This window comes from Gordonia sp. X0973 (assembly GCF_013348785.1).
Classification (GTDB): domain Bacteria; phylum Actinomycetota; class Actinomycetes; order Mycobacteriales; family Mycobacteriaceae; genus Gordonia.
In genome coordinates, this window is record NZ_CP054691.1 from 597,197 (window position 1) to 624,100 (window position 26,904).

Below are 26,904 nucleotides of genomic sequence, written 5' to 3' on the forward strand. Positions count from 1 at the left end.
TTCCGATGACTGACTTGATGGCCAATGCGCGGCCCTACTCCGACACCCTCGACATCCGCATCACCGATTCGTCGCTGCGCGACGGCAGCCACCACAAGCGCCACCAGTTCACCGAAGAGGAGGTGCGCAGCATCGTCGCCGCCCTCGACGGTGCCGGTGTGCCGGTCATCGAGGTGACCCACGGCGACGGGCTCGGCGGGTCGTCGTTCAACTACGGCTTCTCCAAGACGCCGGAGCAGCAGCTGATCAAGGCCGCGGCGGAGACGGCGAAACAGGCGAAGATCGCCTTCCTCATGCTGCCGGGCCTGGGGATCAAGGACGACATCATCGAGGCCCGCGACAACGGCGGACAGATCTGCCGCATCGCGACTCACTGCACCGAGGCCGACGTCTCCATCCAGCATTTCGGGCTGGCGCGCGAACTCGGGCTGGAGACCGTCGGCTTCCTCATGATGAGCCACAGCCAGCCGCCGGAGGTCCTCGCCAAGCAGGCTCGGATCATGGCCGACGCCGGTTGCCAGTGCGTCTATGTCGTCGACTCCGCGGGCGCGATGGTCCTGGAGCAGGTCGGCGACCGGGTGTCGGCGCTGGTCGCCGAACTGGGCGACGACGCGATGGTCGGCTTCCACGGCCATGAGAACCTCGACGTCGCCGTCGCCAACTCGGTTCTCGCCGTGCGCGCCGGTGCGCAGCAGATCGACGGCTCGGTCCGACGCTTCGGCGCCGGGGCCGGCAACACGCCGACCGAGGCCTTCGTCGGCGTCTGCGACAAGCTTGGCATCAAGACCGGCGTCGACTTCCTCAAGATCGCCGACGCTGCTCAGGACGTCGTCCGCCCGGCCATGCCCACCGAGTGCCTGGTCGACCGTCCGGCGATGATGATGGGCTACGCCGGCTGCTACAGCTCCTTCCTCAAGCACGCCGAGGGACATGCCGAGAAGTACGGCGTCTCCGCCGCCGACATCCTCATCGAGGCGGGCAACCGCAAACTCGTCGGCGGTCAGGAAGATCAGCTCATCGACATTGCCCTGGAACTCAAGAAGAAGCAGGACGCCAACGCAGGGGTGTGACCTGGCAGCGCTTCCGTCGGCTCGGCTACCTGGGCTGTAAGCTCTGCCCATCACCTTGTGTGTCTGCGATGTATGGGAGGGCGACGTGCGAGTTGAACCGAAGGACCTGCGCGAGGCGGCGACGAAGATCGACGGCGGCTGGAAGCCGCCGTCGAATCCGGCGAACGCCTTCACCTTGGCGGGGATCGCGGTCTCGCCCACGGACACGTCCCACGCGTTGCGGGCCGCAGGTGCTGCAGTAGCGTCGGCGCTGTCGGTGCTGGACTCCAGGCGAGACGAGATCGTGCACGTGCTCAGGGTGTCGGCCGACCGCTACCAGGGGACCGACGAGTACGCGGCTAGACGAATCGCCGCGCTAGGCAGCCTAAACGACGCGCCGCACGTCAAGGGGTAACGAGTGCGTCCAACGAGGCCCATCGTGGAGAAGCTCACCTTCGATGGGATGGAGTCGGCGAGTCGCGCAGCAAACGGGTTCGATGAGTCCGTACGCAGTGATGCCGATCAGATCCTGCGGGCGATTACCGGCCTCAATTGGTCGGGCAACGCGAAACGGGCTGCTGATGACCGGGCGATCGACGAGGCGTCGGACCGGAAGAATGTGGCCAAGGCCCTTGATCGGATGGCAACGAGCATCGCCGATGGTAAGGCGGCCATGTCGTCTATCGCCGATACGCTGAAACGCGACGCCAAGGGTTTGGAGGATGACGGCTACGACGTAGGTGACGATTGGAGCGTCGCGGACCGTCTCAACTATGAACTCGCGCGTGAACAGGCCGAGGGGAACGATCCTGAACTGCGGCGGATCGACGCCCTGCAGGCGCAGCGCGCGAACGAAGCCGCGAACGCGTCCATCAGTCTGAAGCGTAAGGCCGCCGAATTCGATGCGGCGGACCATCGGTGCGCTGCGGCCCTGAACTCTGCCGCGGAGGCTCTAGGTTCACTGGCTCCGGTCAAGGCTGGGCTGAGCCTCGGGGAGGGCAAGACGATCGCGGACGCACTCAAGTCTGGAAAGCCGCTCACGCCGGAACAACTCGCGCAGTACAACGCGGCTACGAATCTCACCGACGATCAGATTTGGAAGCTGCAGCACGGTGAGCAGGTAGACATTCCGCAGGGTCAGTTCAGCTTCCTGCAAGGGCTAATGCGAGGGCTCGACGGGATGTCGGTTACCGATATTCGTCGACTCGGCGTTGGAAACCAACGCGACGCTGTCCAACGCGGCTTGGGAAATAGTATCCAACTGTCGAGTTCCCCGAATGTTGGAACGGCGTCCGGTGACCGCGGGGGGATGTCAAATCTACCATCCAATGTCCGGTCTTTGCTCGTCGACAAGCTAACTGAATCGATGCCGAAGCAACGATTTCCCTTTGATCCATTTCCCACTCCGGGAACCAAGATAGAGCGCTTCAGGGAGTTGACGGCGCTGACAGGGCTCCTTGGAAGTGGGGATGAGAGTTACCGTATGGGTACGGATGCTGATCGTGGTTTGACCAAGCAGTTGGCCGAGATATCAGGAGCCACCGCAGCGCCAGGGAGTCCGATATTCATCGGGGATTCATGGATATCTCACGGTGAATTGGAGAGAACTATGGGTGCCGGACTATCGATTGTGTCGGCAGATGCTGCTGCGCAACATGACTTCATGACTGGCCAAAACATGGGTATTACATGTGGTGATGGTATCTACAATCCGGAATCACACATTCAGGGCCTCCTCGCGTATCATTGGGGGGACGGTCATAGTGGCGCGGACGACTTCTTTGCGAAGCTTGAACCAGGTGTACACCCCGGGAACCCGTTCATAGTGTCACAAAATCAAGGCGCGGCGAATGCGTTTGGGCACTATCTGGGGTCGGCCGAATCAGTTCTGAGTAATTCAGACCTCGGTATTAGAAGTCCGCATCTAACCCGTACTATTGCGGAGGCCATGGGTGGGTATTTGGGTGGATTCAGCGGAGCTCATGGTGGACCTACAGGTATCGATCTTCATGGGTCGACGAGGATGACGGGCGATGAGCTAGGGAATCTATTCCACGTTCTCGATTCAGATCCGCAAGCGGCATATCACATCAACAAGGCGGCCCACGACTGGCAGATTCATATGGCAGAACAGGCTGGGCGGTATCCTTCCAACACGTCCCTAGGACACGCTTCTGGCTTGCTCGATCAGGGGATGCGCGCGGGCAAAGACGCGCAGATCGAGACGTTGCAAGCGCATGCGCACGGTGATCTCGATGCGACATACAAGGCGCGAGTAGACTTCTTGAATCGGGTTACATCCGCTATTGGATTGATTCCGGGCGCTGACTCCCTTACATCGAACGCGGTCTCGCCCGAGGATATTTTTGGTGCCGAACCTAAGCCATGGGATCAGGTGGATAGTGCTCGTACGCAGGCATTTCGAGGGGTGGACATCGGGGCGCTTTCGAATCGCGAAGTGGTTCAATTTTCGTATCTCAAGTCCTATTACGACTCCCATCCAAACGAGACTGGTCTTCGGGCCGAATGGTTGACTAATGGCAAGCTAGATTTCAAGAAGGTCTTCTTGCAGGGAAACCTAGATGACTGGAGGTCCTTCGTGGGTGATCACCATCAGGACCTAGAAGGCTGGAAGATCAACTTTGACAACGGAGTGGCCGATGCTGGTGGGCAACCGTCGGATCCTCACGAGAATGAGGGTGTTCCAGGTGGCAACAATCCGGGAGGGTAGATGGAGTGGAGTTCTCGCCGCCGCGGTGATACTGGTGGTGATTGCCGGATGTGCGCCCGATACTCGCTCTCCGGCAGCCTCTACCCCTCGCGCTCCAGCGGTGACTGACTATCCGATTCGATGGCTGCCAACCGCAAATTTGGATCTGATGTCACCGGACGGTACGTTTGTACGTGCGGTGGCGGAGTCGCACTACTTGTCGAACTGGTTCTTAGGAAAAGCCGGATTCGCGCCGGGTTACCGCAAGGCAGCAAGAAGTATCTATTGGGAAGACTGGTTTTCGCCGATTGATCCCAGCTTGGCGCCTCAAGTAGTGTATCTGTGGGCGGTCAAGTTTTCCGACGATTATCTCGCGGGCCCGTCCGCATCTGATATCAAACGGGATCCGCGTGGATTTGGTCGCGGCGCGGTTTGTCTCTGGTACTGGAACAAGAACCGTTGGCCCAGCAGTGCACCGCCTTCGCCTGGGGTTGGTTCGCTTGTTTGGTTCACCTATCGGCGGTCCGGGACGCCCCCCCCATCGGGCCAGTCTGGAACCCGCAATTCTCCGTCAAGGAATGTCTTCGGTGGCTGGACGGTGACTAAGCAGATCGATCAGTCGAGGCTTCCGAAGGATGTCTGCACACCTGTGCCTAGTGGTCTCGGCCGTCGGTTTCCACTGCTGCCGCCAAATCCAGGCTGGCCAGCGAGAGGTTCGGAGTAGCGATGCCAGAGGTCCGGAGGTTAGTCGCCGATCATGGCCCGGCTTCTTCGGGGGCTTTGATGAGGCTATTCGGCCGGTATATGTGGAACGCGGTGGTCGATCCATTGAGCACCCCAGCGCGAGAACGCCGAGCGACTCACTGGATGACGATTCTGGCCGTTTCAGTGGTGTTTCGGGTTGTGGGGCTCATCCGTTGAGCTCGAGGCAGTCCGATGAGCGTCTGTCTCCTCTCAACTATCCGGTGCGTTGGATATCGACTCCGTCAATCGATCTTGATACGCCAAGTGGGACTTTCGTTAGAGCAGTGGCCGAGTCATATTTTGTATCAGATTTTCATCTGGGGCGGGAAGGATTCTTCCCAGGGTTCGCGCGAGCGACAGGGGAGGTGATGCCTTGGCAGGATCTCTCGCCGCTTGTGAGAGATCATGCGCCTCAAGTGGTATACATGTGGGTGGAGTCTCCGCGGCTCCCTCTTCGGGACGATGAGGACCAGCCACTGAGTCTGAGTCCGGGCGACACCGCCGTTGTGGTATGCCTCAGTACATCTTGGGTGGGTCCATGGGGGCGCTTCTTACGTTCATCTATCGCAAAGAGGGCAAACCCCCGCCTCCGCGTCAAGCAGGTCGTCTTGTTAGGCCGATTGGGGATGTCTATGGAGATTGGAAGGTTGTTTACCGATTGCCGAGGTTGATAGATGAACCGAATTGTACTCGAGTTCCAGGGAGTACCTCCAGGAGTTTCTCGGTCTCCCTCGGTCCAAGTCCCGGATGGCCGGCAACAGGTTCGGAGTAGCGATGTCTAGCGAGTTCGAAGGTCTTTCGCCGATTGTCATTGCGGCGTTGAAGTCACCGAAGAGCACGACGCTGGAAGAGCTGCGTGCGCGGTTTCCGGATGTGGCGACGTCCCGTTCCTCGGCGTCCAATCCGTCATTTGATGCAGAGCTTCGTTCTCGTATGGATGAGGCGTTGTTCGAGTGGCGCCGCCGGAATACCTTGAGTGTTCCAGATGATGTGATAAAGAAGCTTCGCGAGGAGGTTCTCTGGGAGATGGAATGCGATGGGTGGAAGCGTGTCGTGTGAGCGAATATCGTGACGCACATAGCATACTTTGACCAAGCGAAGAAGGTAGCTTCGTGCGCCTATTCCAAATAGGCCCGAAGGTGGTCTGGTGGGTATACCGAAAGGATGGCCACAATGAAGCCTCTTCCCCTAACTGGCACGATCACCAAAGTGACGCCTGATTTCGCGACCTACATATTCACGGATGGGGGTGGTGATATATGCATTGAGGCACCCATGTATGTGCAAGAGGGTGATCGTGAGTACATCATCGACCCTGTCGAAGGCCATCCAGATGTGGAACTCTTGAATGGTCTAATCGGCAGAACTATCGTGAAGATGGAGTACAGCTTCAAGGATGGTTTGAAGTTTGTTACGAGCGACGGCGCACGCTATCATGTACCGCCGATCGACTACGAGTCGTGGCAAGTTATGGGCGACGGCTACTACTATGTCGGTCTACCATCAACCGTTTTAGATCCTCCGAAGGAGGATGACTAGCCTCGACGGAGCGAAGATGTCAAGCCAGTTTGAGGGTCTTTCGCCGATTGTGGTTGCGGCGTCAAAGTCGCCCCAAGGTACGACCCTGGAGGAACTGCGCGCAAAATTCGCTAAACCCGAGGACCGGTTGACGCCCGTTCGTGGCGGAGTTCCGTGCACGTCTGAGTGATGCGCACTACGAGTGGAGTAGGGTGAACGGAAAGTGGTCGATTCCGGATGGCGTCGCCGATCGGTTACGCGGCGACGTGCTCTGGGAGATGGAACGCGACGGTTGGAAGCGATGAAGCCGCTACCGCTGGTCGGCACGATAACCAAAGTGAGACCCGACTTCGCTACGTACATCTGGGTCGATGGCCCGTATGACCTAGGTATCGAGGCGCCCATGTATGTGCAGGAAAAGGATCGTGAATATGTGATCGATCCAGTCGAAGGACATCCCGATGTTGCGCTTCTTGAAGGGCTAGTTGGCAGAACCATCGTGAATGCGGAGTACAGCTACAAGGATGGTTTGAAGTTCGCTACTGATGACGGCACACTGTATCGCGTGCCGCCGGTGGAAGACTTCGAGTCGTGGCAGGTCATGGGAGAGGACTTCTATATCGGACTACCTTCAAACCTGCTGGATCCACCAGAGGACGACTAGCTAGTTGGCTTCGATGGAGTCGTGATGTCAATCCATTTTGAGGGTTTTTCGCCGATTGTGGTTGCGGCGTCAAAGTCGCCCCAAGGTACGACCCTGGAGGAACTGCGCGCGAAATTCGCTAAACCCGAGGACCGGTTGACGCCCGTTCGTGGCGGAGTTCCGTGCACGTCTGAGTGATGCGCGCTACGAGTGGAGTAGGGTGAACGGAAAGTGGTCGATTCCGGATGGCGTCGCCGATCGGTTGCGCGGCGACGTGCTCTGGGAGATGAAACGCGACGGTTGGAAGCGATGAAGCCGCTACCGCTGATCGGCACGATAACCAAAGTGAGACCCGACTTCGCTACTTGCATCTGGGTAGACGGCGGGTACGACCTAGTCATCGAGGCGCCCATGTATGTGCAAGAAAAGGATCGCGAATATGTCATCGATCCAGTCGAAGGTCATCCCGATGTAGAGCTTCTAAATCGGCTGATCGGTAGGATGATCGTGAACGCAGAGTACAGCTATAAAGACGGTTTGAGATTTTCCACTGACGACGGAACGCTGTATCACGTGCCGCCGACAAAAAGTTTTGAGTCGTGGCACGTGGCGGGTCCCGACCACTGCTATATCGGACATCCTTCAGACCTTCTGAATCCTCCCGAGGACGACTAATTGGCCTAGTGGGAGTAGTGATGTCAAGCCAGTTTGAGGGTCTTTCGCCGATTGTGGTTGCGGCCCTGAAGTCGCCGAAGGGCACGACGTTGGAGGAGTTACGTGCCCGGTTCCCGGAGGCTGCATCGGCGAGATCTTTGGCTGCGAAGGGCTCGGCTGAGGTGTTCAAAGCGGAGTTCCGCTGCCGGATGGACGAGGCGCTCTTCGAGTGGAGCAAGCGCAACAGTTGGAAGGTTCCGGATGATGTGGTGCACGAGCTTCGAGAAGAGGTCTTGTGGCAAATGGAGCGTGATGGCTGGAAGCGGTGAGACACGCGCCAGCACCTGAGGATGATCTCGACGCCCCCAGACGCGCGGTGGCGCCCTCCGCGGTAGTTTGTGACCATATACCGGTCACAAACTTCCGCACTGGTCCGTCAATGGTCTGGACTTTGTGAGATGGAGTATGGGAAAGGGCGGCAACGTGGTTCCGGAGCTTCCGGAGTGGGCTGATCCGCGTCTGGTGGTCAGACTCCGCGGCGAGGGCAGCGAACTCTTCGTCGTCGACGGAAACCCACATACTTTCAAGGGCCTGGTCGGACTCTACAGTCTTACAGACCGAGAATATCGGAGCCTATCTGTCCGGCCGCACGAGATTGTGGCTGATTCCGAGTACATCCAGGGCTGGTTGAGCGGGTATCTGGCGGGCAGTGAGCCGGACGTGCCGCAGGTGTTGTGCCGTACTCGGCGCGACCGCGAACTGGGGTTCTTCCATCGAAATCAGCGCCCTCTGCCTGTTGATCGAGCTGGAGCTCGCGTTGTTCGGATGCTGCGGACGAGTATCTCGACCTTGGATGCCGAGTACTCGAGGCTGGCCAGCCTGGTCAATGGTTTGTCCGAGGTCAGCGGGTTCTGGGGCGATGTCGGTTGGATTGCTGTCGAGCCTTGGAATGACCCGGTCCGGCTGGGGCGGACGGGCAACGAGATCGAGCAGCTCTTCGGGTGGCTGAACGGTGGGTTCGAGTTGGCCGAAGATCGGCCGTGGGACCCGACGTTCCGTCTCGCCTGCGAAGGGAGCGACTGGGCGCCCCAAGGAACCGTCGAGATAGGCGGGACGCTCGGCTGGAGTTCGAGCGTGTTCATCAACGTCGAGGAGTCGGCGTATCGGGCCGTCGGGCTCGAGAACAACCCCGCGGCCCTCGTGCAGGCGGTCGTAGCGTCCTACGAACCCGACCTGTTTTCGGTATCGCCCTGCGAGGACGGTGAGCATCCGACCCTCGTCAGTGTGAGGTACGACGGCGACCTCTTCTCCATCCCCATGGGCCAGGTGACCTACCTCTCGGAGCGTGTCGGCGGCGACCAGGGCGCACGACTCGACCCGGCGTTGTTCGGGTGTCGCCCCTTCGAAGAAGGCGTCCTGATCGAGTTCACCGGCTCACCAGACGCCTTCACTCCTGCGGTCGCCGAGGCTGCCGCGCGGGCGCTGTCGTCGGAGGAGTGACGCGCGATGAAGCCACTGCCGCTGGCAGGCACGATCACGAAAGTCAGGCCCGACTTCGCGACCTACATCTACACCGACGGTGGTCACGATCTCTGTGTCGAAGCGCCCATGCATGTGCGGGAAGAAGGTCGCGAGTACATCATCGACCCAACTAAGGGCCGACCTGATGTTGATCTGCTCTGCAGGCTCATCGGCAAGACGATCGTCGAGGCAGAGTATTCCTTCAAGGAAGGCCTGATTTTTACCACGGACGACGGCACCCGGTGTCACGTGCCGCCGATCAAGCACTACGAGTCGTGGCAATGCATGGGTGAGGCTGGCTACTGGATCGGGCTGCCCTCGACAGTCCTGAACCCTCCGGTCGATTAGGCTGTGCCGATGTTCCTCAGCATTGTGATCGCTTTCGGGCTGGTCCTCGTGCCGGCAGCGGCGCTCGCCGGAATCATGGTGTTGATCCGCCGCAAGCAGCGCCGGGACTCGATTCCGGGGATGGAGTGGAACGAGGCGTTCCTGGGCCGGGCGCAAGAAGCGGCGTATGCGGAAAACTTCGAGCACCGCGACGATCCTCGGCTGCCGCCGGATGTGGGCGAAGTGCAGCTACCGCGGCGCCGTCAGCGCGGACGTTTGTGACCGCGGGCTGGTAACAGACGTCCGCACTAATCGTCGCGCCGGAAGCGTTGGGCCAACCGGGGGTCGTCGAGCCACCAGGGTTGCCCGGGATCGGCGTCGTCTTCGGCAGCCGCTCTAGGGGCAGCCGCGTCCTCCCGTACCGCGGTGCGCCTATCGTCGTCGCGGAGTCGGTTGAACAGGTAGATCAAGAACGGCAGGCCGAGGACGTCGCCGAGGATCCAGAGCACCCCGGCGCCGTAGGTCTGATCGGTGCGGGGATCGGGACCCCAGCCTCGATGCAGCGCCTCGTAATACGACGCGGCGACCAACGGTCCCTGCCAGAGGACCACGCCCAGCACCCCGTCGCCCAACGCCTCGCCAACGCTGATGAGCAGGGCGAGGCTGGCGTGGCGTCGGTGCGGTACCGGGTCGATCTGCAACCTCGCGATGAAGTAGCAGACGCCCACCACGACGAGCACCAACCGGGTCGCCGCGTCGACGCCGCTGTGGTGCAGCACCGCCGGATACCACCCGGTCAGATAGAGCAGCCACGGCGTGGCGAGCATCGCGGCCGACGTCGTCCACGGCGCGAGCAGGAACCCGACGACGGGCGACCGGCCAACGCGTGGCAACCGATTGCGGACGAGGCGCAAAGATGCGGCGACGGTGATCGGCCGGCCCGCAGCGAGCAGGAACGGCACGAGCATCAAGAGCACCACGACTTGCAGCGCTCGCGCCCAGAACAGCAGGTTTCCGTAGACGCCGGGAAACCCGCTGCCGGCCCACAGCCACAGCGCGCACCCGAGCAGGAATGCGGTCAGGGGACCGCGCCCCAGCGCAGAACGTCGCCACGCCCAGAGATATGAGGCTCCGACGGCGACGACCACGACGGTGCCGGCCACGTCGACCCGCCACGCGGTGATCAGGTCGAGCGGGGCGGGTGGCGGCGGCACACCGCCATCGTCGCAGCGCGGCGGCCCTCCGTCGAACGTCGTGAAATACGCAAATTGGCATTCTCGCCCAAACCGTGTCGGCGTCGCAGACCCCTTGGGCACCAGATTTCACACCAGTCACAAAGCTGTTTCACCTCGACAACCGATGGATGCAATCGGTCAAACCTGTCGCACGCTGGACTAATGACTCCCAAACACCCGTTTGCGCGCCAGCCTCGCCTGCGCCTGCCGACCTCGGTCGGGCGCTGGGTGGCGGCACCCGTACTCGTCTCCGCACTGACCGCCGGTGCCATCGTCGGACCACACCTGACCGCTGGGTCGTGGGGATCCTCCAACGGTGGCTCGTCGGGGTCGTCGGGCTCGGTCGACATCTTCCTGCCCGTCTCCACACCGTCCGGGATGGCGGCGCTTAACCTGGCGATGACCCAAGTCGGCAAGCCCTATCGGTGGGGCGGCACCGGCCCCAACAACTGGGATTGCTCGGGCCTGGTCCAGTGGGCGTTCCGCTCCGTCGGCATCAACCTGCCCCGCGTCAGCCAGCAGCAGGCCAGGGTGGGTAAGGCCATCCCGATCTCGGCGTTGGCTCCGGGCGACGTGATCGTCTTCTACCGCAACGCTTCGCATATCGGCATCTACGCGGGCTTCGGCCAGGTGTTCAACGCCGCCGGACCCAACGGCGTCCCGATCGGATTCAACGCCCTGAACCGGATGCCGCCGATCAAGACGATCCGTCGTTACGGCTAGGGCAGGGGGTCGAAGGTCGGGGCTTCTCCGCCGAGTTCGACCAGTTCAGTCTGGTACTTCTCGCTGAGCAGGTCCACGAGGAACGCGGCGATACCGCCGTCGTGGTAAAGCCACAGGCTGCTCAGATCGGTGTAGAGCACCGGCCACTTGTTGGGATCATCGCCGATCCGATGCCAGTAGCCGTACGACCCGCTCGATCCGCCTCCCCACGCCGCGTAGGGCAGCGGGTCTCCGGCGATCTCGACCGGATGATTCGCGCCATCCGGTCCGAGGCAGGCGACGTTGTTGTCCCGTACCCAGTCGCGCGAGTCGGCGAGCTCTGCCATCGCGTCCGGGGCGACTTCGTAGAGATCCTCGCCGCCCGACCCACCGGGAATCCACACGGCGACTTCGCCGGCAAAGAGTCCCGGACCGTAGGTCTCCACAATCTGCTTGAAGTCATCGGGAGGCGTGAATCGCAGGTGCGCGGCGACAGCCGCCCAGTCTGGCCGCGTCCCAGTTGCCGGTGGGACGACGAGTTCTCGCAGCTTTGCGAATGCGGTCATCGAAGGCTCCTCAGTTCCGGATCGTGCGGCTGATGTTGAGGCCGCAGCCACGGGCGATCACGGCGATCGAGACCGGATATGGCGAGGGTCCCATCGCGCCGAAGATTCCGCCCCCGTACATGGGAACCACAATGTAGTCGACCTTGCAACCGCGGCCGTTCTTCACCGCGTTGTAGACCTGCCGCTCGATGGTCCGCATCTTTGCGTTCGCGCTGCGCGTCAGCGGGACGATATTCCGGGCGTCGCCACCCTTGCCCCCGAGGATTTTGGCCAACAGATGGCCGCGCACCTGGCGCGACCCGCCGAACCCACGAGGGGTGACTGCGCCGGGGCCTCGCGAGCGCGACAGGCTACCGGTGTCGAGCATGTCTCTCGACACCTTTGCGTTCATGGTCGACGCGCGGCCCGCCCGCAGTCCGCCGAAGTCGGCGTTGCCGCCGTCGTTGAACTTCACGTTCCGACCGTTTCCGGGCGTCGTGCGATCGCTCCGAACGTTCTGGCCGGGGCCGTACTTCTCGGGGCGAGGAAAGCCCGGGGTCGGGTTTGTCGGAGGTCGCATCCGCCCCGGGGGCGGACCGCTTCTACGGCCACCGGGTTGGACCGGTGGTTTGATGCCACGCAATTGGCCCTGGCTTTGGCATTGCGACAGCTCAGCGGCCAGCGCGTTGCCCCGGGCGATTCCGCGGGCGCGCCACGAGTTGTAGAACGCGACTTGACCAGGGTTGCCGCCTCCGCGGGCGTTGATGGCACTGACCTGCGAGTTGTAGTTCTGCGCGTCGGCGTTGTGGCTGGCGATCCGGGCCGGAAGCGTGGCGCAATTGGCTGCTTGGGCCGGGGCGATGGCAGCCGGGATGGCCTCGATGCCGCCGAGAAGTGACGCCACCAGTGCGCCGGAGAGGAGTAGTACGCGTAGTCGTTTCACGATTTCCCCGTTCGATATGCGCCAGCTACGAGTCTCGACGCGTTGATGCGATGCGCGTGTGAGGTTACAACTGGCGGGTCTCGGCCGGGGGTTGCCGTCGTGCCTGCGGATGACGTCGAGCGAAACGTTCCGTACGGATGCTCAGGCGGTGTCTGTCCCTCGAGTCCGTAGCGGTGTCGCGGAACTGGCATGACAGCATGCGAGGTCTCGATACGGTTCCTCGGCTTGCGCCTCGGATCCACTCGACCACCCCGGATCGAGGTGCCGCGAGTGCGGGTGGAATGCGCTCGACTGCCGTCACCAATAGCCGTCGGGATCGACCTCGGGTCCCTCCCTGGCGATGATGCCCTCGGCGACACCGTGGTCGATCGAGGCCGTCAGGCGCGGGCAGCCGGGCAGCATGGCCGGGTTACCGCCGTCGGCGCGCACCTCGTCGAACGCGGGACAGGTCTCGCGGGCCGCAGCGGTCCACTGCACACTCGTCTGGTGCGGGCTGGTCTTCTTGACGAAGACGCAGGCGTGGCAGGCGCGGCACTCGATCTCGGTGAGCCCGTTGCGCAGGTAATGCTGCCGGTCGCGGGCGGTGGCGGCCTCGATGGCGGCGCGGCGCTCCGGGTCGCCGTGGTAGTCGGGGGCTTTCGCCCATCCGCTCCGGGCGTCGGGTCGGTGCGCCGCGCGAGTCATCTAGACGCTCGCTTCACTCTCGGCGCGCGCTTCCTCGGCCTTCGCCTCTTCGGCCTGGCGCTTGAGGTTCTCCTGGACTTCGATGTTCCAGTTCTCGACGGCTTTGCTCGTGTCGATCTCGTACTCGAAGCGCTGCGTCATCTCGTCGGTGACGTCGTCGACATCGACGTAGAACTGCTCGTACCACCGTCGCAGCTGGTACACCGGCCCGTCCTCTTCGACGAGGAGCGGGTTGTCGATGCGGGTCTTGTGCTTCCAGATCTCGACGTCCTGCAGGAACCCGACCTCGATACCGGAGCTGATCTTCGCCGCCATCTTGGTGGCCTGCTCCTTGCTCAGCCCCTCGGGGATCTTCGCGATCACGCCGTACATCAGGACGAAGGAGTTCTCGTCGATCGGGTAGTGGCAGTTCGTCAGGATCGTCTCGATGGCGTAGCCGCCGTAGTACTGGACCATCGGGTTCAGCATGTAGGAGGGGCCGTAGTACGCGGCGATCGACTCCAGGCGGGTATCGCCGTAGGCGGTGGCGATCGCGACGTCCGGCCGGCCGTGGCTGTTCATATACTGCGCGGCGGTCTGCCCCTCGAAGACGTTCTTGAAGTAGTCCGGCAGCGCGTAGTGCACGTAGAAGAAGTGCGCCATGTCGACGACGTTGTCGATGATCTCGCGGCAGTTGGAGCCCTCGATCACGATGCGGTTCCAGGTCCAGCCGGTCCACTCGTCGGAGCCGAACTCGTCGAGCTCGGGGATGTAGCACTCCTCCGGCGGCGGGTTGCCCTCCGGGTCGTTGTAGACGAAGACCTGGCCGTTGCGGACCATTGTCGGCCAGGTGCGGGTCTTGGCCAGCTTCGGGTTGCGCTTCGCGTACGGCACCGTCGCGCAGCGCCCCTTGCCGTTCCACTGCCAGCCGTGGAAGGGACACGCGACGTTGTCGCCGCGCAGCACGCCCTGGGACAGGTCGCCGCCCATGTGGCGGCAGTAGGCGTCGAGCACCTTGAACTCGCCCTGCGTGTCGGTCCAGGCGACGAGCTTGGTGCCGAAGACCTCGACGGAGTGCGGCTTGCCGTCGTTGAACTCGTCGATGAGTCCCAGGCAGTGCCAGCCGCGAGCGAACCGCGTGGGCACCTCGCCGGTATCGATTTCGCGTACCGCCAAGTCTTGTGCGGACATAGCTACTCCTTCAGTGGGCTGCCGATAGCTCTTCGGTCTCGTCTCAATACTAGAACACGTTACAAAAGTGTGCCGTATTCTGCTGCTCGTAGGCAACGATTACACCAGTAAACAGGACGTACGACCCTGGTCTCGACAGAAATAAGAACGTGTTCTAGTCTTAGGCCGTACGCTTCGTGACGGTTCGTCATCGACGGCCCGCCACATCACAGGCAGGAGAGGCAGATGGCAGCCAGCAAGACCCAGCGCAGCGCAGAAGCGCAGAAGGTTCTCGACAACATCGACGCGTTGTTGCCGGACTTCGCCCAGCGCGCCCAGGCGACCGAGGACGCCCGTCGGATCTCCGACGAGAGCGCCCAGGCCCTTCAGGACGCGGGATTCTTCAAGCTGCTGCAGCCCGAGCAGTGGGGCGGCTACCAGGCCGATCCGGTGAGCTTCTACGAAGCCGTCCGTCGTATCTCGACCGCCTGCGGCTCCACCGGCTGGGTCGCCGGCATCATCGGCATCCACAACTGGCACCTCGGCCTGTTCGACCAGCAGGCCCAGGAAGACGTGTGGGGCTCCGACACCGACGTGCGGATCTCGTCGTCGTACGCGCCGATGGGCTTCGGCGAGGTCGTCGACGGCGGCTACAAGGTCAATGGCAATTGGGCCTTCTCGTCCGGCTGCCAGCTTGCCGACTGGACCTTCGTCGGCGGCCCGGTCATCAAGGATGGGCGCCCCGTCGACTTCGTCAGCTACCTGCTGCCGCGCTCGGACTACACCATCAAAGACGTGTGGCACGTCGTCGGCCTCAAGGGCACCGGCTCCAACACCCTCGAGGTCAAGGACGTCTTCGTGCCGCGTCACCGCGTGCTCTCCATGGGCACGATGAGCAAGGGGGAGAGCCCGGGGTTGGAGCGCAACACCGCGCCGGTCTACAAGATGCCGTGGGGCACCATCCACCCCAGCACCATCTCCACGCCGATCGTCGGCATGGCCTACGGCGCGTACGAGGCACATGTCGAGTACCAGGGCAAGCGCGTGCGCGCCGCCTACGCCGGAGAGAAGAGCAAGGACGATCCGTTCGCCAAGGTCCGCATCGCGCAGGCCGCCAGCGAGATCGACGCCGCGTGGCGTCAGCTCTCGGGCAACCTGCAGGCCGAGTACGACCTGATCCTCGACGGTGAGCAGGTTCCGATGGAACTGCGTCTGGCCGCTCGTCGCGACCAGGTGCGCGCCACCGGACGCGCCATCGAGGCCATCAACCTGCTGTTCGAGAACTCGGGTGCCGGCGCGCTCAACGTCGACTCGCCGCTCCAGCGCTTCTGGCGCGATGCCCACGGCGGTCGCGGGCATGCCGCGAACGATCCCGAGCGTGCCTACGTCGCCTTCGGGAACGGGGAGTTCGGCATCCCCATCGGCGACACGATGGTCTAGGTCTCGACACATTCGCTCCTTCGTCGCGAACACTCGACCACCGTGAGGAACACATGACAACCGATCTCTGCCCCATCCGATCGCTGGGCTACATGCGCATCGACGCGACCGATATCGATGCGTGGCGTGAATACGGACTCAAGGTGCTCGGCATGGTGGAGGGCAAGGGCAGCACGCCCGGTGCCCTCTACCTGCGGATGGACGACTTCCCGGCCCGGCTGGTGATCGTCCCCTCCGATCGTGACCACCTGGCGTGCTCCGGCTGGGAGTGCGCGACGGCCGAAGGGCTGCAGGAGGTGCGCGACCGGTTGACCGCCGCGGGCGTCGAGTTCCGCGAGGGCACCAAGGAGGAGAAGGCCGAGCGCGCCGTCGACGGCCTGATCGTCTTCGCCGATCCCGACGGCAACGTCCTGGAGGCCTTCCACGGCATCGCGCTGCAGCACCGCCGCGTTGTGCCGCCCTACGGCCAGACCTTCGTGACCGGCGAGCAGGGGCTGGGCCATGTCGTGCTCTCCAGTGAGGACGACGCCAAGGCGCTGACCTTCTACCGCGACGTGCTCGGCTTCCGGCTGCGCGACTCGATGCAGTTGCCGCCGCAGGTCGTCGGACGCGGCGAGGGCGACGACCCGGCGTGGCTCCGGTTCCTCGGGGTCAATTCGCGGCACCACTCGATCGCGTTCTCGCCCTTCTCCAACGGGACGGGCATCGTGCACCTCATGGTCGAGGTTGACGACGTCGACGACGTCGGGCTGGCACATGACCGGGCGCTGCGGAAGAAGGTGCGGCAGTCGGCGACCATCGGCCGCCACGTCAACGACCTCATGCTGTCCTTCTATATGAAGACGCCGGGCGGCTTCGACGTCGAATTCGGTTGCGAGGGAAGGCAGGTCGACGACGAGGAGTGGATCGCCCGCGAGTCGACGGCGGTCAGCCTCTGGGGTCACGACTTCTCCATCGGTTTCAAGAACTGAGGCGGCGATGGCCAACCAGCCGTACGGGTCCAGTGACTTCGACTCTCGCCAGTTCCGCACGGCGATGGGGCAGTTCTGCACCGGCGTCACCGTGATCACGACGATCGCCGACGAGAAGCCGGTCGGATTCGCCTGCCAGTCCTTTGCCGCGCTGTCACTCGATCCGCCGTTGGTGTTGTTCTGCCCGATGAAGACCTCGCGCAGCTGGCCGGTGATCGAGCAGGCGGGGAAGTTCGTCGTCAACGTGCTCGCGCACCGACAGCAGGAGGTCAGCGCGACCTTCGGCGCACCCGGCGACGACAAGTTCCGCACCGTTCCGTGGGACGCCTCGCCGCAGGGTTTGCCGGTGATCCGGCACAGTCTGACCTGGGTGGAGTGCGAGATCGACCGGGTCGTCGACGGCGGCGACCACCACATCGTGATCGGCCGGGCGACGACACTGGGCGAGGTGCTGCAGGACAAGCCGCTGCTGTTCTACCGCGGCGGCTACCTCTCCACCGAGCACCCGCGCGTCACACCGGCGCAGGAAGCGCTCGACGACTTCCTCACCTGGACCGGAGGAGATACATGGCTGTGACCGACGAGCCGTCGGTGGTATCGGCGGGACACACGACGGAGCACGTCAGCCCGTCGCAGGAGCTTGCGACCGCACCCTTCAGCGCGGCGATCGCCGATGCCGAGAGGCTGATCGCGGGCGCCGAGTTCGCGGAGACCGATGCCGATCTGGCCGAGGGGTACGACTACCTGGCCGGGTCGATCTCGGCGATCCTGCAGCTCGTCCGTGCGCACAACAAGGCGCACCCGTACTTCGTCACGTCGACGGGGCCGTACTCGAAGATGGGTTTGGACAACCCGGACACGATCTACTATCACGCCGTCGTCGAGCCGGAGGCAACCTACGTGGTGCGCGGGAAACGCGGCAGCACAACGGATCTGAGTTTCCAGGTGCTGTGCGGGGAGTACAACGCCGAGTCGGTGCCCGGTGGCGACGACGCCTTCGACGACCGCCGGCTGGCCATCGCCGAGGACGGGACGTTCGAGCTGACCTTCGGGCCGTCGGCCGACGAAAGGGCGGGGGATCCGTCGTATTTCGTCCTGCCCGACGGTGCGACGACGTTGGCGGTGCGCGAGGTGTACTCCGCGTGGGACACCGAGGAGCGCGGTCGCGTCGACATCGAGCGGATCGACACCGTCGGGACAGCACCGGAGGAGCCGAGTCTCGAGCGCATGAAGCGCCGCTACTCGACGGCGGCCAAGATGCTGACCTCGCGCATCAACACGTGGTTCAACTTCCCGAAGTGGTTCTACCTCGACGAGCCGGTGAACACCTTCACCGCGCCGCGGCAGACGCCGGGCGGCCTGGCGACGCAGTTCTCGTCGGTGGGGCATTTCGACCTGCCCGCCGACAAGGCGATGATCGTCACCGTGCCGCGCAGCGCAGCCCCCTACCAGGGCTTTCAGCTCGGTAGCCTCTGGTACATCTCGCTGGACTACGTCAACCGCCAGACCAGCCTCAACTCCGCGCAGGCCCAGACCGATTCCGACGGGATGATCCGCATGGTGATCTCCGCCCGCGACCCGCACGTCGCGAACTGGGTCGAGACGACCGGGCGTCGACGCGGAATCCTGCAATTCCGCTGGCAGCGCACCGACGCGCCGATCGGACCGGAACTCGGCCCGGTCGCGGAGGTCGTCGACTTCGACGACGTGCCGTCGAAACTGCCCTATTACCAACAGAACGTGATCGACGAACAGGGTTGGGCGGCTCGCATCGCGGCCCGTCAGCGTGCGTTCGGCAGGAGGATGCTCGGGTGACGAAATCGACTGGCCCCGGTGCCGGGTTGCTCGACGGCAAGACGGTCGTCGTCTCCGGGGTGGGCCCCGGACTCGGCAAGGCGTTGTGCCTGCAGGCGGCGGCGCAGGGGGCGAATGTCGTCCTCGCCGCGCGCACCGAATCGCGGTTGACGCAGATCCGCGACGAGATCGTCGCCGCCGGCGGTACCGCACTCGTGGTGCCGACCGACATCACCGTCGACGAGCAGGTCGATGCGCTCGTGGCCGCCGCGGTCGCCGAGTACGGCACGGTGGACGTGCTGATCAACAACGCCTTCGCGATGCCGTCGATGAAACCCTTGGCGCGCACCGACTTCGAGCAGATCGCCTCGAGCGTTGACCTCACCGTGCTCGGCACCCTGCGCGTCATCAAGGCGTTCACCGAGGCGCTCACCGCGTCGAAGGGCGCGATCGTCAACATCAACTCGATGGTGATCCGCCACTCCGAGCCGCGTTACGGCAGCTACAAGCTGACCAAGTCGGCGCTGCTTGCCATGTCGCAGACCCTGGCAACGGAGTTGGGGGACAAGGGGATTAGGGTCAACAGCGTCGCCCCCGGCTACATCTGGGACGACCAGCTCAAGTGGTATTTCGGCGAGGTCGCCAAGAAGTACGGGATCACCCCGGAGCAGGTCTACGAGCAGACCGCGTCGAAGAGCGATCTGAAGCGCCTTCCCGAGCCGGATGAGATCGCCCGTGCCGCACTGTTCCTCGCGTCGGATATGGCCAGCGCCATCACCGGGCACACCCTCGACGTGAACTGCGGGGAATACCATGACTGACTCCCGAGTGGGCACCTCAACCCCGCCGAGTGGGCAGTCGATCACTGTCGAGTGGGCAGCACATCATGACTGAGGCAGCGACGCAGACCAACGTCGGCACCGTCGACGATCTTCACGAATCGGCTACGCGCGCAACCGGACTCACTGATTTCGGTACCGACGACGGGTATCGCGAAGCCATGCGGGTCTTGCTGGATTCGTACCGAAACGAGGCCGGCCTCACGCCGCTCGGCTCCAAGATGTTCCGCTTCTTCCTCAAAGGGGCGCTGGTCGCCCGGCTGTTGTCTGAGGCATCGTGGAAGAACAACCCGGGCTATGCCGACGTCGAGATCACCCGCCCGATCTTCGTCACGGGCCTACCGCGCACCGGGACGACCGCGCTGCACCGGCTACTCTCTGCCGACCCGGCGCACCAGGGGCTCGAGATGTGGCTGGCCGAATTCCCGCAGCCGCGCCCGCCGCGCGAGACGTGGGCCGACAACCCGGTCTACCAGCAGATCGATGCCGGTCTGGCCAAGCACCACGTCGAGAACCCCGAGTTCATGGGTCTGCACTACATGGATGCGGCCGAGGTCGAGGAGTGCTGGCAACTGCTGCGGCAGGACGTCATGTCGATCTCCTACGAGTCGTTGGCGCACGTGCCGAGCTACTCGTCGTGGCTGGCGAATCAGGACTGGACGCCCGCCTACCGGCGGCACCGGCGCAATCTGCAGTTGATCGGCAGCACCTCGCCGGAGCGACGGTGGGTGCTGAAGAACCCGAGCCACCTGTTCGCCCTCGACGCGCTGATGGCCGCCTACCCCGATGCGTTGGTCGTGCAGACCCATCGAGCGCCGGAGACGATCATCGCCTCGATGTGCAGCCTGGCAGAACACGCGACGCCGGGATGGTCGACGACCTTCGTCGGCGACACCATCGGTCGCGACCAGCTGGAGCTGTGGTCGCGCGGGCTGCGCGATTTCACCCAGGCGCGCAAGCGCTACGACCCGGCGCAATTCGTCGACGTCGATTTCGCCGAGCTGCGCAACGATCCGCTGGGCACCGTCGATCGCGTGTATGCGGCCTTGGGTACCGAGCCGTCGGAGCAGGCCCGGGCCGCGATGGTCGCGCTCGACGAGGAGAGCCAGTCCGGGGATCGGAAGCCGCAGCACCGCTACGACCTCGCCGATTACGGGCTGACGGTCGAGCAGGTACGCGAAGCCTTCGCCTGACGCCGAGCGCGGTCTCGATACGCCACCTCGGCTGGCGCCTCGGCGGCACTCGACGTACTTGGGGTGCCCACTCGACGCACTTGGGGTGCCCACTCGACGTACTTGGGGTGCCCACTCGGCAGGGTTGAGGTGCCCACTCGGCGGGATCAGGGTGCCCAGGTCTCGATACAACCGCTCCTTCCTCGCGGTCACTCGACCCGGCGCCCGGCGAGGACGTCGACCGGCTGACCGAAGAACTGCGCCGAGGAATGTGCGCGCTTGAAGTACAGCTGGATGTCGTGCTCCCAGGTGATGCCGATACCGCCGTGGAGTTGGATCGCCTCGGCGGTGACGCGGTTGAAGGCCTCGGAGCAGTAGACATGTGCGGCCGCCGCCAGTTCGGCGCCGTCCGACGTGCCGACCGCGTCTACCGCGGCATAGGCGATGGAGCGGGCCGTCTCGACGTCCGCGTACATGTCGGCCATCCGGTGCTTGAGCGCCTGGAAGGAGCCGATCGCCCTGCCGAACTGCTCGCGGTCCTTGGTGTAGTCGACGGTCATCCGCAGCGCTGCGCCCGCTGCGCCCACCTGCTCGACGGCGAGCATCGACCACGCGAGGTCGCGCACCCGCGGCAGCAGATCGTCGGGTGCGGGTAGAGCCGTGGCGGATACATCGGTGAACGACACCTGCGAGAGCGGACGCGTCGGGTCCATCGTCGCGACCGACCGGATCTCGACGCCGGGAGCCGTCGCCTCGACCGTGTGCAGGGTGATGTGACTGCCGCCGCCCGCCAGGACGACGAGATCGGTGACCGTCTCGGCGTCGGACACATAGTGCGCGGTGCCATTGAGGATTCCGCCGTCGGCGTTGATTCCCGTTGTTTCCCAACCTGATTCACCGGCCACACACAGGGTTGCGACCCGCTCGCCGGCGGCCAGGCCCTCGACGAGTTCGGGTGCGGCATCCGCGGCCAGCAACGTCCCCGTCGCCAGCACCGCAGATGAGAAGAGTGGAACCGGTGACAGCGCGCCGCCCGTCTCCTCGATCACGGCGGCGAGCGCCGACCACCCGCCGCCGACGCCGCCGCGATTGTCGGGCACGGCCAACGCCGGTGCGCCGATCTCGACGAGTCCGGTCCAGAGCTGGGCATCGGTGCGCGTCGGCGAGGCGATCGCCGTGCGGACGGCCGCACTGCCGCCGCGCCGGGCGATCAGGTCGCGAACCGAATCCCGAAGGGCGGCAAGATCATCGGCCGAGATCGCCGTCTCGTCGGTGGCGTTGCCGGTCATCGCAGGGTCTCCAGGATCCGCTGCCGATGCGCGGCGGCGGTACCCCACGCGCTCTGCAGCGCCTGGACCTTGGTCAGGAACACCGAGAGGTCGTGTTCGGCGGTATAGCCGATGGCACCGAGGACCTGCAGCGACTTGCGCGCGGCGAGATAGGCCGCGTCGCCGGCGGCGACCTTCGCGGCCGAGACCTCGCGATGGACGTCGACGTCGTCGGGGACTCGGCCGTCGAGGGCCAGCGCCGCGCCGTGGACCAGCGGGCGGGCCATCTCCAACGCGATCACCACGTCGGCGAGATGGTGCTTGACTGCCTGGAACGACCCGATCGGCCGGCCGAACTGCTGGCGCGCTTTCGCATACTCGCTCGCGAGATCCAGCATCGCCGTGCCGAGGCCCAGAAGCTGCGCCGCCGTGGCCAGGGCGCCGTAGTCGAGCACCTCGTCGGCGTCGACGCCGCTGCCCAGCTCGTCGTCGGCGACGAGGCGCGCGACGGTGCGCGACGGATCCACGGTGGCGATCGGTTCGTCGGCGGTAGCGGTGCTGAGCCGCCCGTCGACGAGCACATGGGCGGTGGCCCCGACGGTGTCGGCGGCCCGCGGCTGCCACGGCGGCACCGCGATGGTGGCGGGTTCGCCGGAGGCCACCGCGCCGAGTTCGGTTTCGCGCCCGGCGGAGCGCAGCGCGACCGGGACGGCGGCCAGCGTCTCCGCGACGGGCCCGGGAACCGCATGACGGCCGAGGGCTTCAGCGGCGACGACCATCTCGATAGCGCCCGCACCGGAACCGCCGTGTGCCTCGTCGACGAGGAGACCGGGGATGCCGAGCTCTGCCAGACCCGCCCACAGTGTGAATCCGGGTTCGGAGTCCCCATCCGCCCAGGCGCGATTGGTCGCGACCGAGTCGCCGCGCTTACACAGGCCGTCGATGGCGTCGGCGAGACCGGCGTGCTCGTCGTCGAGAAGGAACTCCATATCAGCGATCCCCTCGGGGCAGGCCGAGCAGCCGCTCGGCGATGACGTTGCGCTGGATCTCGTTGGTGCCCGCGTAGATCGGGCCGGACAACGAGAAGAGGTAGCCGCCGGTCCACCCGTCGACCAGCTCCGCGTCGGCGCCCTGCAAGGCCAGCGCGGTCTCGTGCGTCGCGATGTCCCACTGCGACCAGAAGACCTTGTTGATAGACGACTCCATGCCGAGCTGTCCCCCGGCGGCCAGGCGGCTGACCGTCGCATAGGTGGACAACTCGTAGGCGCGGGCGCCGATCCACGCGTCGACGACGCCCTGATCGGTCGACGCGGTGGTGGGCACGTCGTCGTGAGTCTCGCGCCAGAGTCGTATCAGGCGATCCGTGGTGGCGAGGAACCGGCCGGGGGAGCGCAGCGAGAGGCCGCGCTCGTTGGCGGCGGTGCTCATGGCGACTTTCCAGCCGTTGTTGACCTCACCGATGACGCCCGACTCGGCGGGGTTGGCCGGGTCGTCGGGGACGAACACGTCCTCCAGGAAGAGTTCGGCGAAGCCGGGCTCGCCGTCGAGCTGGGCGATCGGGCGCACGGTGACGCCGGGGCTGCGCAGGTCGAACATGAAGTAGGTCAGGCCCTTGTGGCGCTGCGCCTCCTTGTCCGAGCGGAACAACCCGAAGCCCCAGTCGGCGAAACTCGAGCGCGAACTCCAGGTCTTCTGCCCGTTCAGCAGCCAGCCGCCCTCGGTGCGTGTGGCGGTCGAGCGCAGCGAGGCGAGGTCGCTGCCGGCCTCCGGCTCGCTCCAGGCCTGGCCCCAGATGTCGTCGGCGCGTGCCATACGCGGCATGATCCGGTCCAGCTGCTCCTTCGACGCGTGCTCGAACAGTGTCGGAGCCAGCAGGAAGATGCCGTTCTGGCTCACGCGGCCCGGGGCGCCGGAGCGGTAGTACTCCTCCTCGAAGATCACCCAGTGCAGCAGCGGCACGTCGCGACCGCCGTATTCCTTCGGCCAGCTCACCACCGACATGGCGTCGGCGGCCATCTCCGCCTCCCACGCCCGGTGCGCCTCGAAGCCCTCGGCGGTGTCCATCGAGGGTAGGGGCTGCGCGGGCACGTGTGCTTTGAGCCAGGAGCGGACTTCGTCGCGGAACGCGATCGCGTCGTCGTCGAAAAGCAGGTCCACCGCGCTAGGCCTTCTTCTCCGGCGACGTGGCCGCGGAGTCCGCGGAGGACTTCATGGACTTGGCGTCCATCCCGCCCAACGAGTCTCCGCCGCCCTCGGCGTTGGCGCTGTGCGCGTAGTGGTGCCAGCCGAAGACCGAGTCCATGGCGTTGCGCATGCCCATCTGGTCCTCGCAGATGTTGACGGCCTTCTTCGAGAGGAACAGTCCCTGCATCGGCATCGCGACGATCTGTTCGGCGATCGACGTCACCTTCGCGTCGAGATCCGCGCGCGGTACGACGTGGTTGACCATCCCCCAGTCGAGGGCCTGCGCCGCGGTGAAGCGCTCCCCGGTGAAGAGGATCTCCTTGGCGCGGCGCGGGCCCAGCACGTAGGCGTGGGCGAAGTATTCGACCCCGGGGATGCCCATGCGGGCGACGGGGTCGGAGAAGAACGCGTCGTCGGAGGCGACGATGAAGTCGCAGATCCAGGCGAGCATGAGCCCGCCGGCGATGCACGCGCCGTGGACCTGGGCGATCACCGGTTTGGGGATGTCGCGCCAGCGCCGGCACATCCCGAGGTAGACCTCCGTCTCGCGGGCCAGTCGCTGGTCGGCGCCGGTCCGCTCGGTGTGGTCCCAGTGCAGGGCGGCGACGTTGTCGTAGTAGGTGTCGAAGTCGCGCTCGGGTGTACCGATGTCGTGGCCGGCGGAGAAGTGCTTGCCGTTGGCCCGTAGCACGATGACCTTGACCGCCGGGTCGTCGACGGCCTTGCGGAACGCCGAGTCGAGGGAATAGGTCATCACCGAGTTCTGCGCGTTGCGGTACTCGGGCCGGTTGAGCGTCACGTAGGCCAGCGAGCCGTCCAGGGCGGTCTCGTAGGCGACGGGGGCGGTGTCGGGGCCGAGGTCGTCTGGGCGCAACGGAGGTGGGATGACGGCGTCAGTCATACCGTCCAGCCTAACCTAGCAAGTGCTTGGTTGGTAGCCCGGGAGGGCAGGCTGGGGTGCCTCGCAGGTGAAATCGGACAGTGAAACCGGCACCATGGAGAGATGTGGAAAGCCCTCGCGATCATCGCCATCGGCCTCATCGCGCTGACGTTGTTGTACCCGCTCGTCAAGAGCCTGATCTGGCTGGGCGTCATCGCGCTGGCGCTCTACGGCGCCTTCGCCCTGTTCGTCGACTCCAAGACCAGTTCCAAATAGCATCTTCCCTATGTTGCGGCGCAGATCGGCGTGGATCGGCGCGGTAGTCGTCGTCCTCGTTGCCGCCGGGGGAGGGATCGGCTGGTGGGTGACCCGGCCGGAGTTCCCGTCGGTCCCGAAGTGTCAGGAGGCATTGGCCGATCCGGCGGTGGCGAATGCGGCACGCGGTGCGTTGCCCGAGGACTGGGACCTGCGCGACGTGAGATCTCAGGAGTCCCAGGGCTTCGGGTCCTGCCAGCTGCTGACGTCGGGCAGTCGGCTGTGGTTCTCGTGGGGCCATGTATTCGACGGACAGTTCGATCTTGCGAAGCAGGGCTTCTGCGCACACGTGCCGGTGCGCGCAGAGGTGGGTCTTGGGCAAGAGGCGTTCAGCTGTGCTCCCGTCGTCTATCGCGGCGCCTACCGCACCGACCCCGATCCGGTGCGGGTAGAGGCGGTCTTCGGAGTGCGGAGCGATGCACAGGACGTCCTCGTCGACCTCGTGATCGCCGGACGCGGCGACGAGGCGCGCGATCGTGCCCGTTGCCTCGGCGCGGCGCTGGCGCAGCTGCGCCACATGCGGGTCAGCGGCCACCCGTGCGGGTCGCCGGCGGGCCGAGTCTGATTGCCGGCTACCCGGCCGTGTTCACCTCGGCGGGCAGCGACGCGACGAGTGGCGCGTCGGCCGGCACCACGCCGGTCTTGGCGGCACCGCCGGGTGAGCCCAACGGCTGGCCCTGGCCGGGGAGCACCTTCTCGAAGAAGTCGGCGTTGTCGCTCTGGTAGTCGGTCCACTCGTCGGGCAGGTCGTCCTCGTAGAAGATCGCCTCCACCGGGCACACGGGTTCGCACGCGCCGCAGTCGACGCACTCGTCCGGGTGGATGTAGAGGCTGCGCGAGCCCTCGTAGATGCAGTCGACGGGGCATTCCTCGACGCAGGCGCGGTCCTTGACGTCGACGCAGGGCAGGGCGATGACGTAGGTCATCGCCCTGCTCGATCGGCGTCGAACGGCTCGATCGTCAACGACGGTTCGCGATGGGTGTGCACCGTCAGGTAGCTCAACCCGTCGGGACCGGCCGTGAACGACCGGGTGGAGTAGCGGGGCAGCCACAGCAGATCGCCCGCGGTGACCTCGACGGCCTCACCCTCGGTGCCGACCGTGCCGGAACCGGCCAGCACGTGCAGGAGCACGTCGACTTCGCCGCCCCGGTGCTGCCCGATCGATCCGCCGGGTGCCAGGCGGATGAGGTTGGAATCGAGTTGGCGGTCGCGGAACCCGAGCTTCCAGGCGACGTCGGCGGCATCGGTGGGGGCCTGCGTCAATTCGGCGGTGTTTCCGAGTCGGCGCGGCAATGCGGCGGTCGTCGTCTTGCCGATCCGGATGCGGTAGTCGCGCTTCTCTCGGGTCAGGTAGTCCCAGGAGTAGCTGCCGGGCCGTTCGACTTCGAATTCGTCGTGCAGGTGCCGCGGATCGTGGTCGTTGACGAGGATCAGGGCCTGGCCGGCGTCGAGGCTGTCGAACAGCGCGAAGATCTTGGGATGCCGCTGCGGCTTGGGGATCTCGCGGACATCGATCACCGGGGACTCTGATTCGGCCGTCATCGGATGCCCTTTCGTATTGTTTATGCAGGTAGATAATTTACTCAGTATTTGTAGTGAAAATACTACCGATGGCG

At 64.6% G+C, this 26,904-nt stretch carries 31 protein-coding genes; 20 read left to right on the plus strand and 11 right to left on the minus strand.

Annotation, left to right across the window (positions count from 1 at the left end):
* Positions 1–5: 5 nt before the first annotated feature.
* The 11 genes from dmpG to HUN08_RS02960 all read left to right on the plus strand — a co-directional run bounded on the left by dmpG (position 6) and on the right by HUN08_RS02960 (position 9,448).
* Positions 6–1,070, plus strand: coding sequence for a 4-hydroxy-2-oxovalerate aldolase (dmpG, locus tag HUN08_RS02910; RefSeq protein WP_124248302.1), 1,065 nt, complete (start codon positions 6–8; stop codon positions 1,068–1,070).
* 85 nt (positions 1,071–1,155) lie between these two features.
* A complete protein-coding gene (locus tag HUN08_RS02915) occupies positions 1,156–1,464 on the plus strand; it encodes a type VII secretion target (RefSeq protein ID WP_165353343.1) in 309 nt (102 codons plus the stop codon).
* A gap of 24 nt (positions 1,465–1,488) precedes the next feature.
* Positions 1,489–3,780, plus strand: coding sequence for a WXG100 family type VII secretion target (locus tag HUN08_RS02920; RefSeq protein WP_124248304.1), 2,292 nt, complete (start codon positions 1,489–1,491; stop codon positions 3,778–3,780).
* Between the two features lie 1,497 nt (positions 3,781–5,277).
* Positions 5,278–5,562, plus strand: coding sequence for a hypothetical protein (locus tag HUN08_RS02925; protein ID WP_124248305.1), 285 nt, complete (start codon positions 5,278–5,280; stop codon positions 5,560–5,562).
* 114 nt (positions 5,563–5,676) lie between these two features.
* Positions 5,677–6,042: a DUF6188 family protein gene (locus HUN08_RS02930; protein WP_124248306.1), complete on the plus strand. Its 366-nt coding sequence runs from the start codon at positions 5,677–5,679 to the stop codon at positions 6,040–6,042.
* Between the two features lie 280 nt (positions 6,043–6,322).
* A complete protein-coding gene (locus HUN08_RS02935) occupies positions 6,323–6,685 on the plus strand; it encodes a DUF6188 family protein (protein WP_124248307.1) in 363 nt (120 codons plus the stop codon).
* Positions 6,686–6,895: 210 nt separating this feature from the next.
* Complete coding sequence (locus HUN08_RS02940; RefSeq protein WP_165353341.1) at positions 6,896–7,339, plus strand: DUF6188 family protein; 444 nt, start codon at positions 6,896–6,898, stop codon at positions 7,337–7,339.
* Between the two features lie 20 nt (positions 7,340–7,359).
* Entirely contained in the window at positions 7,360–7,647 is a 288-nt protein-coding gene (locus HUN08_RS02945) for a hypothetical protein (RefSeq protein WP_124248309.1), read from the plus strand.
* 136 nt (positions 7,648–7,783) lie between these two features.
* Positions 7,784–8,818, plus strand: a complete 1,035-nt coding sequence (locus HUN08_RS02950; protein WP_124248310.1) for a hypothetical protein — start codon at positions 7,784–7,786, stop codon at positions 8,816–8,818.
* Positions 8,819–8,824: 6 nt separating this feature from the next.
* Positions 8,825–9,187 carry a DUF6188 family protein gene (locus HUN08_RS02955; RefSeq protein WP_124248311.1) on the plus strand — a complete coding sequence of 121 codons (363 nt, stop codon included), beginning with the start codon at positions 8,825–8,827 and terminating at the stop codon, positions 9,185–9,187.
* A gap of 9 nt (positions 9,188–9,196) precedes the next feature.
* Positions 9,197–9,448, plus strand: coding sequence for a hypothetical protein (locus tag HUN08_RS02960; protein ID WP_124248312.1), 252 nt, complete (start codon positions 9,197–9,199; stop codon positions 9,446–9,448).
* A gap of 26 nt (positions 9,449–9,474) precedes the next feature.
* On the opposite strand, the gene HUN08_RS02965 is transcribed toward HUN08_RS02960, so the two are convergent.
* On the minus strand, positions 9,475–10,380 hold the full coding sequence (locus tag HUN08_RS02965; RefSeq protein ID WP_129624282.1) for a cytochrome c oxidase assembly protein: 906 nt from the start codon (positions 10,378–10,380) through the stop codon (positions 9,475–9,477).
* Between the two features lie 183 nt (positions 10,381–10,563).
* Between HUN08_RS02965 and HUN08_RS02970 the strand changes: the two genes are divergently transcribed.
* Entirely contained in the window at positions 10,564–11,124 is a 561-nt protein-coding gene (locus HUN08_RS02970) for a C40 family peptidase (RefSeq protein WP_124248314.1), read from the plus strand.
* Here the strand turns inward: HUN08_RS02970 and HUN08_RS02975 are convergent.
* The 4 genes from HUN08_RS02975 to HUN08_RS02990 all read right to left on the minus strand — a co-directional run bounded on the left by HUN08_RS02975 (position 11,121) and on the right by HUN08_RS02990 (position 14,445).
* Positions 11,121–11,669 (minus strand): hypothetical protein, encoded by a 549-nt coding sequence (locus HUN08_RS02975; protein WP_124248315.1) that lies wholly within the window; start codon positions 11,667–11,669, stop codon positions 11,121–11,123. The two genes, HUN08_RS02970 and HUN08_RS02975, sit on opposite strands and share 4 nt — an antisense overlap.
* Positions 11,670–11,679: 10 nt before the next feature.
* The gene (locus tag HUN08_RS02980) at positions 11,680–12,552 is read right to left on the minus strand and encodes a DNA/RNA non-specific endonuclease (protein WP_129624280.1); all 873 of its coding nucleotides are present in this window, start codon (positions 12,550–12,552) and stop codon (positions 11,680–11,682) included.
* Positions 12,553–12,888: 336 nt separating this feature from the next.
* Complete coding sequence (locus tag HUN08_RS02985) at positions 12,889–13,275, minus strand: hypothetical protein (protein ID WP_124248317.1); 387 nt, start codon at positions 13,273–13,275, stop codon at positions 12,889–12,891.
* Positions 13,276–14,445 (minus strand): Rieske 2Fe-2S domain-containing protein, encoded by a 1,170-nt coding sequence (locus HUN08_RS02990; RefSeq protein ID WP_124248318.1) that lies wholly within the window; start codon positions 14,443–14,445, stop codon positions 13,276–13,278. It lies immediately after the preceding gene.
* Between the two features lie 225 nt (positions 14,446–14,670).
* On the opposite strand from HUN08_RS02990, the gene hsaA reads away from it, so the two are divergent.
* From hsaA to HUN08_RS03020, 6 genes are all read left to right on the plus strand, one after another.
* Complete coding sequence (gene hsaA, locus HUN08_RS02995) at positions 14,671–15,864, plus strand: 3-hydroxy-9,10-secoandrosta-1,3,5(10)-triene-9,17-dione monooxygenase oxygenase subunit (RefSeq protein WP_124248319.1); 1,194 nt, start codon at positions 14,671–14,673, stop codon at positions 15,862–15,864.
* 53 nt (positions 15,865–15,917) lie between these two features.
* Positions 15,918–16,835 carry an iron-dependent extradiol dioxygenase HsaC gene (hsaC, locus tag HUN08_RS03000; RefSeq protein WP_124248320.1) on the plus strand — a complete coding sequence of 306 codons (918 nt, stop codon included), beginning with the start codon at positions 15,918–15,920 and terminating at the stop codon, positions 16,833–16,835.
* Positions 16,836–16,842: 7 nt separating this feature from the next.
* Entirely contained in the window at positions 16,843–17,412 is a 570-nt protein-coding gene (gene hsaB, locus HUN08_RS03005) for a 3-hydroxy-9,10-secoandrosta-1,3,5(10)-triene-9,17-dione monooxygenase reductase subunit (protein ID WP_124248321.1), read from the plus strand.
* Entirely contained in the window at positions 17,403–18,650 is a 1,248-nt protein-coding gene (locus HUN08_RS03010; RefSeq protein WP_124248322.1) for a hypothetical protein, read from the plus strand. Before hsaB ends, HUN08_RS03010 begins: the two co-directional genes overlap by 10 nt.
* Entirely contained in the window at positions 18,647–19,450 is an 804-nt protein-coding gene (locus HUN08_RS03015) for an SDR family oxidoreductase (protein WP_124248323.1), read from the plus strand. The genes HUN08_RS03010 and HUN08_RS03015 overlap by 4 nt, the downstream gene beginning before the upstream one ends.
* 65 nt (positions 19,451–19,515) lie before the next feature.
* Positions 19,516–20,661, plus strand: coding sequence for a sulfotransferase (locus HUN08_RS03020; RefSeq protein ID WP_124248324.1), 1,146 nt, complete (start codon positions 19,516–19,518; stop codon positions 20,659–20,661).
* 188 nt (positions 20,662–20,849) lie between these two features.
* Here the strand turns inward: HUN08_RS03020 and HUN08_RS03025 are convergent, their stop codons facing one another.
* The 4 genes from HUN08_RS03025 to HUN08_RS03040 are packed head-to-tail and all read right to left on the minus strand — an operon-like array spanning position 20,850 to position 24,993.
* Entirely contained in the window at positions 20,850–21,929 is a 1,080-nt protein-coding gene (locus tag HUN08_RS03025; protein ID WP_124248325.1) for an acyl-CoA dehydrogenase family protein, read from the minus strand.
* On the minus strand, positions 21,926–22,897 hold the full coding sequence (locus tag HUN08_RS03030) for an acyl-CoA dehydrogenase (RefSeq protein ID WP_124248326.1): 972 nt from the start codon (positions 22,895–22,897) through the stop codon (positions 21,926–21,928). The genes HUN08_RS03025 and HUN08_RS03030 overlap by 4 nt, the downstream gene beginning before the upstream one ends.
* Before the next feature lies 1 nt (position 22,898).
* On the minus strand, positions 22,899–24,065 hold the full coding sequence (locus HUN08_RS03035) for an acyl-CoA dehydrogenase family protein (protein WP_124248327.1): 1,167 nt from the start codon (positions 24,063–24,065) through the stop codon (positions 22,899–22,901).
* A gap of 4 nt (positions 24,066–24,069) precedes the next feature.
* Positions 24,070–24,993: an enoyl-CoA hydratase gene (locus HUN08_RS03040; protein WP_124248328.1), complete on the minus strand. Its 924-nt coding sequence runs from the start codon at positions 24,991–24,993 to the stop codon at positions 24,070–24,072.
* A 102-nt stretch (positions 24,994–25,095) separates the two neighbouring features.
* Here HUN08_RS03040 and HUN08_RS03045 point away from each other — a divergent pair, with 102 nt between their 5' ends.
* Both HUN08_RS03045 and HUN08_RS03050 read left to right on the plus strand, forming a co-directional pair.
* Entirely contained in the window at positions 25,096–25,248 is a 153-nt protein-coding gene (locus tag HUN08_RS03045; RefSeq protein ID WP_165353340.1) for a hypothetical protein, read from the plus strand.
* Between the two features lie 10 nt (positions 25,249–25,258).
* Positions 25,259–25,852 carry a hypothetical protein gene (locus HUN08_RS03050; RefSeq protein ID WP_124248329.1) on the plus strand — a complete coding sequence of 198 codons (594 nt, stop codon included), beginning with the start codon at positions 25,259–25,261 and terminating at the stop codon, positions 25,850–25,852.
* Between the two features lie 7 nt (positions 25,853–25,859).
* On the opposite strand, the gene fdxA is transcribed toward HUN08_RS03050, so the two are convergent.
* Positions 25,860–26,213 carry a ferredoxin gene (gene fdxA, locus HUN08_RS03055; protein ID WP_124248330.1) on the minus strand — a complete coding sequence of 118 codons (354 nt, stop codon included), beginning with the start codon at positions 26,211–26,213 and terminating at the stop codon, positions 25,860–25,862.
* Entirely contained in the window at positions 26,210–26,830 is a 621-nt protein-coding gene (locus HUN08_RS03060) for a DUF2249 domain-containing protein (RefSeq protein ID WP_124248331.1), read from the minus strand. Before HUN08_RS03060 ends, fdxA begins: the two co-directional genes overlap by 4 nt.
* Between the last annotated feature and the right edge of the window lie 74 nt (positions 26,831–26,904).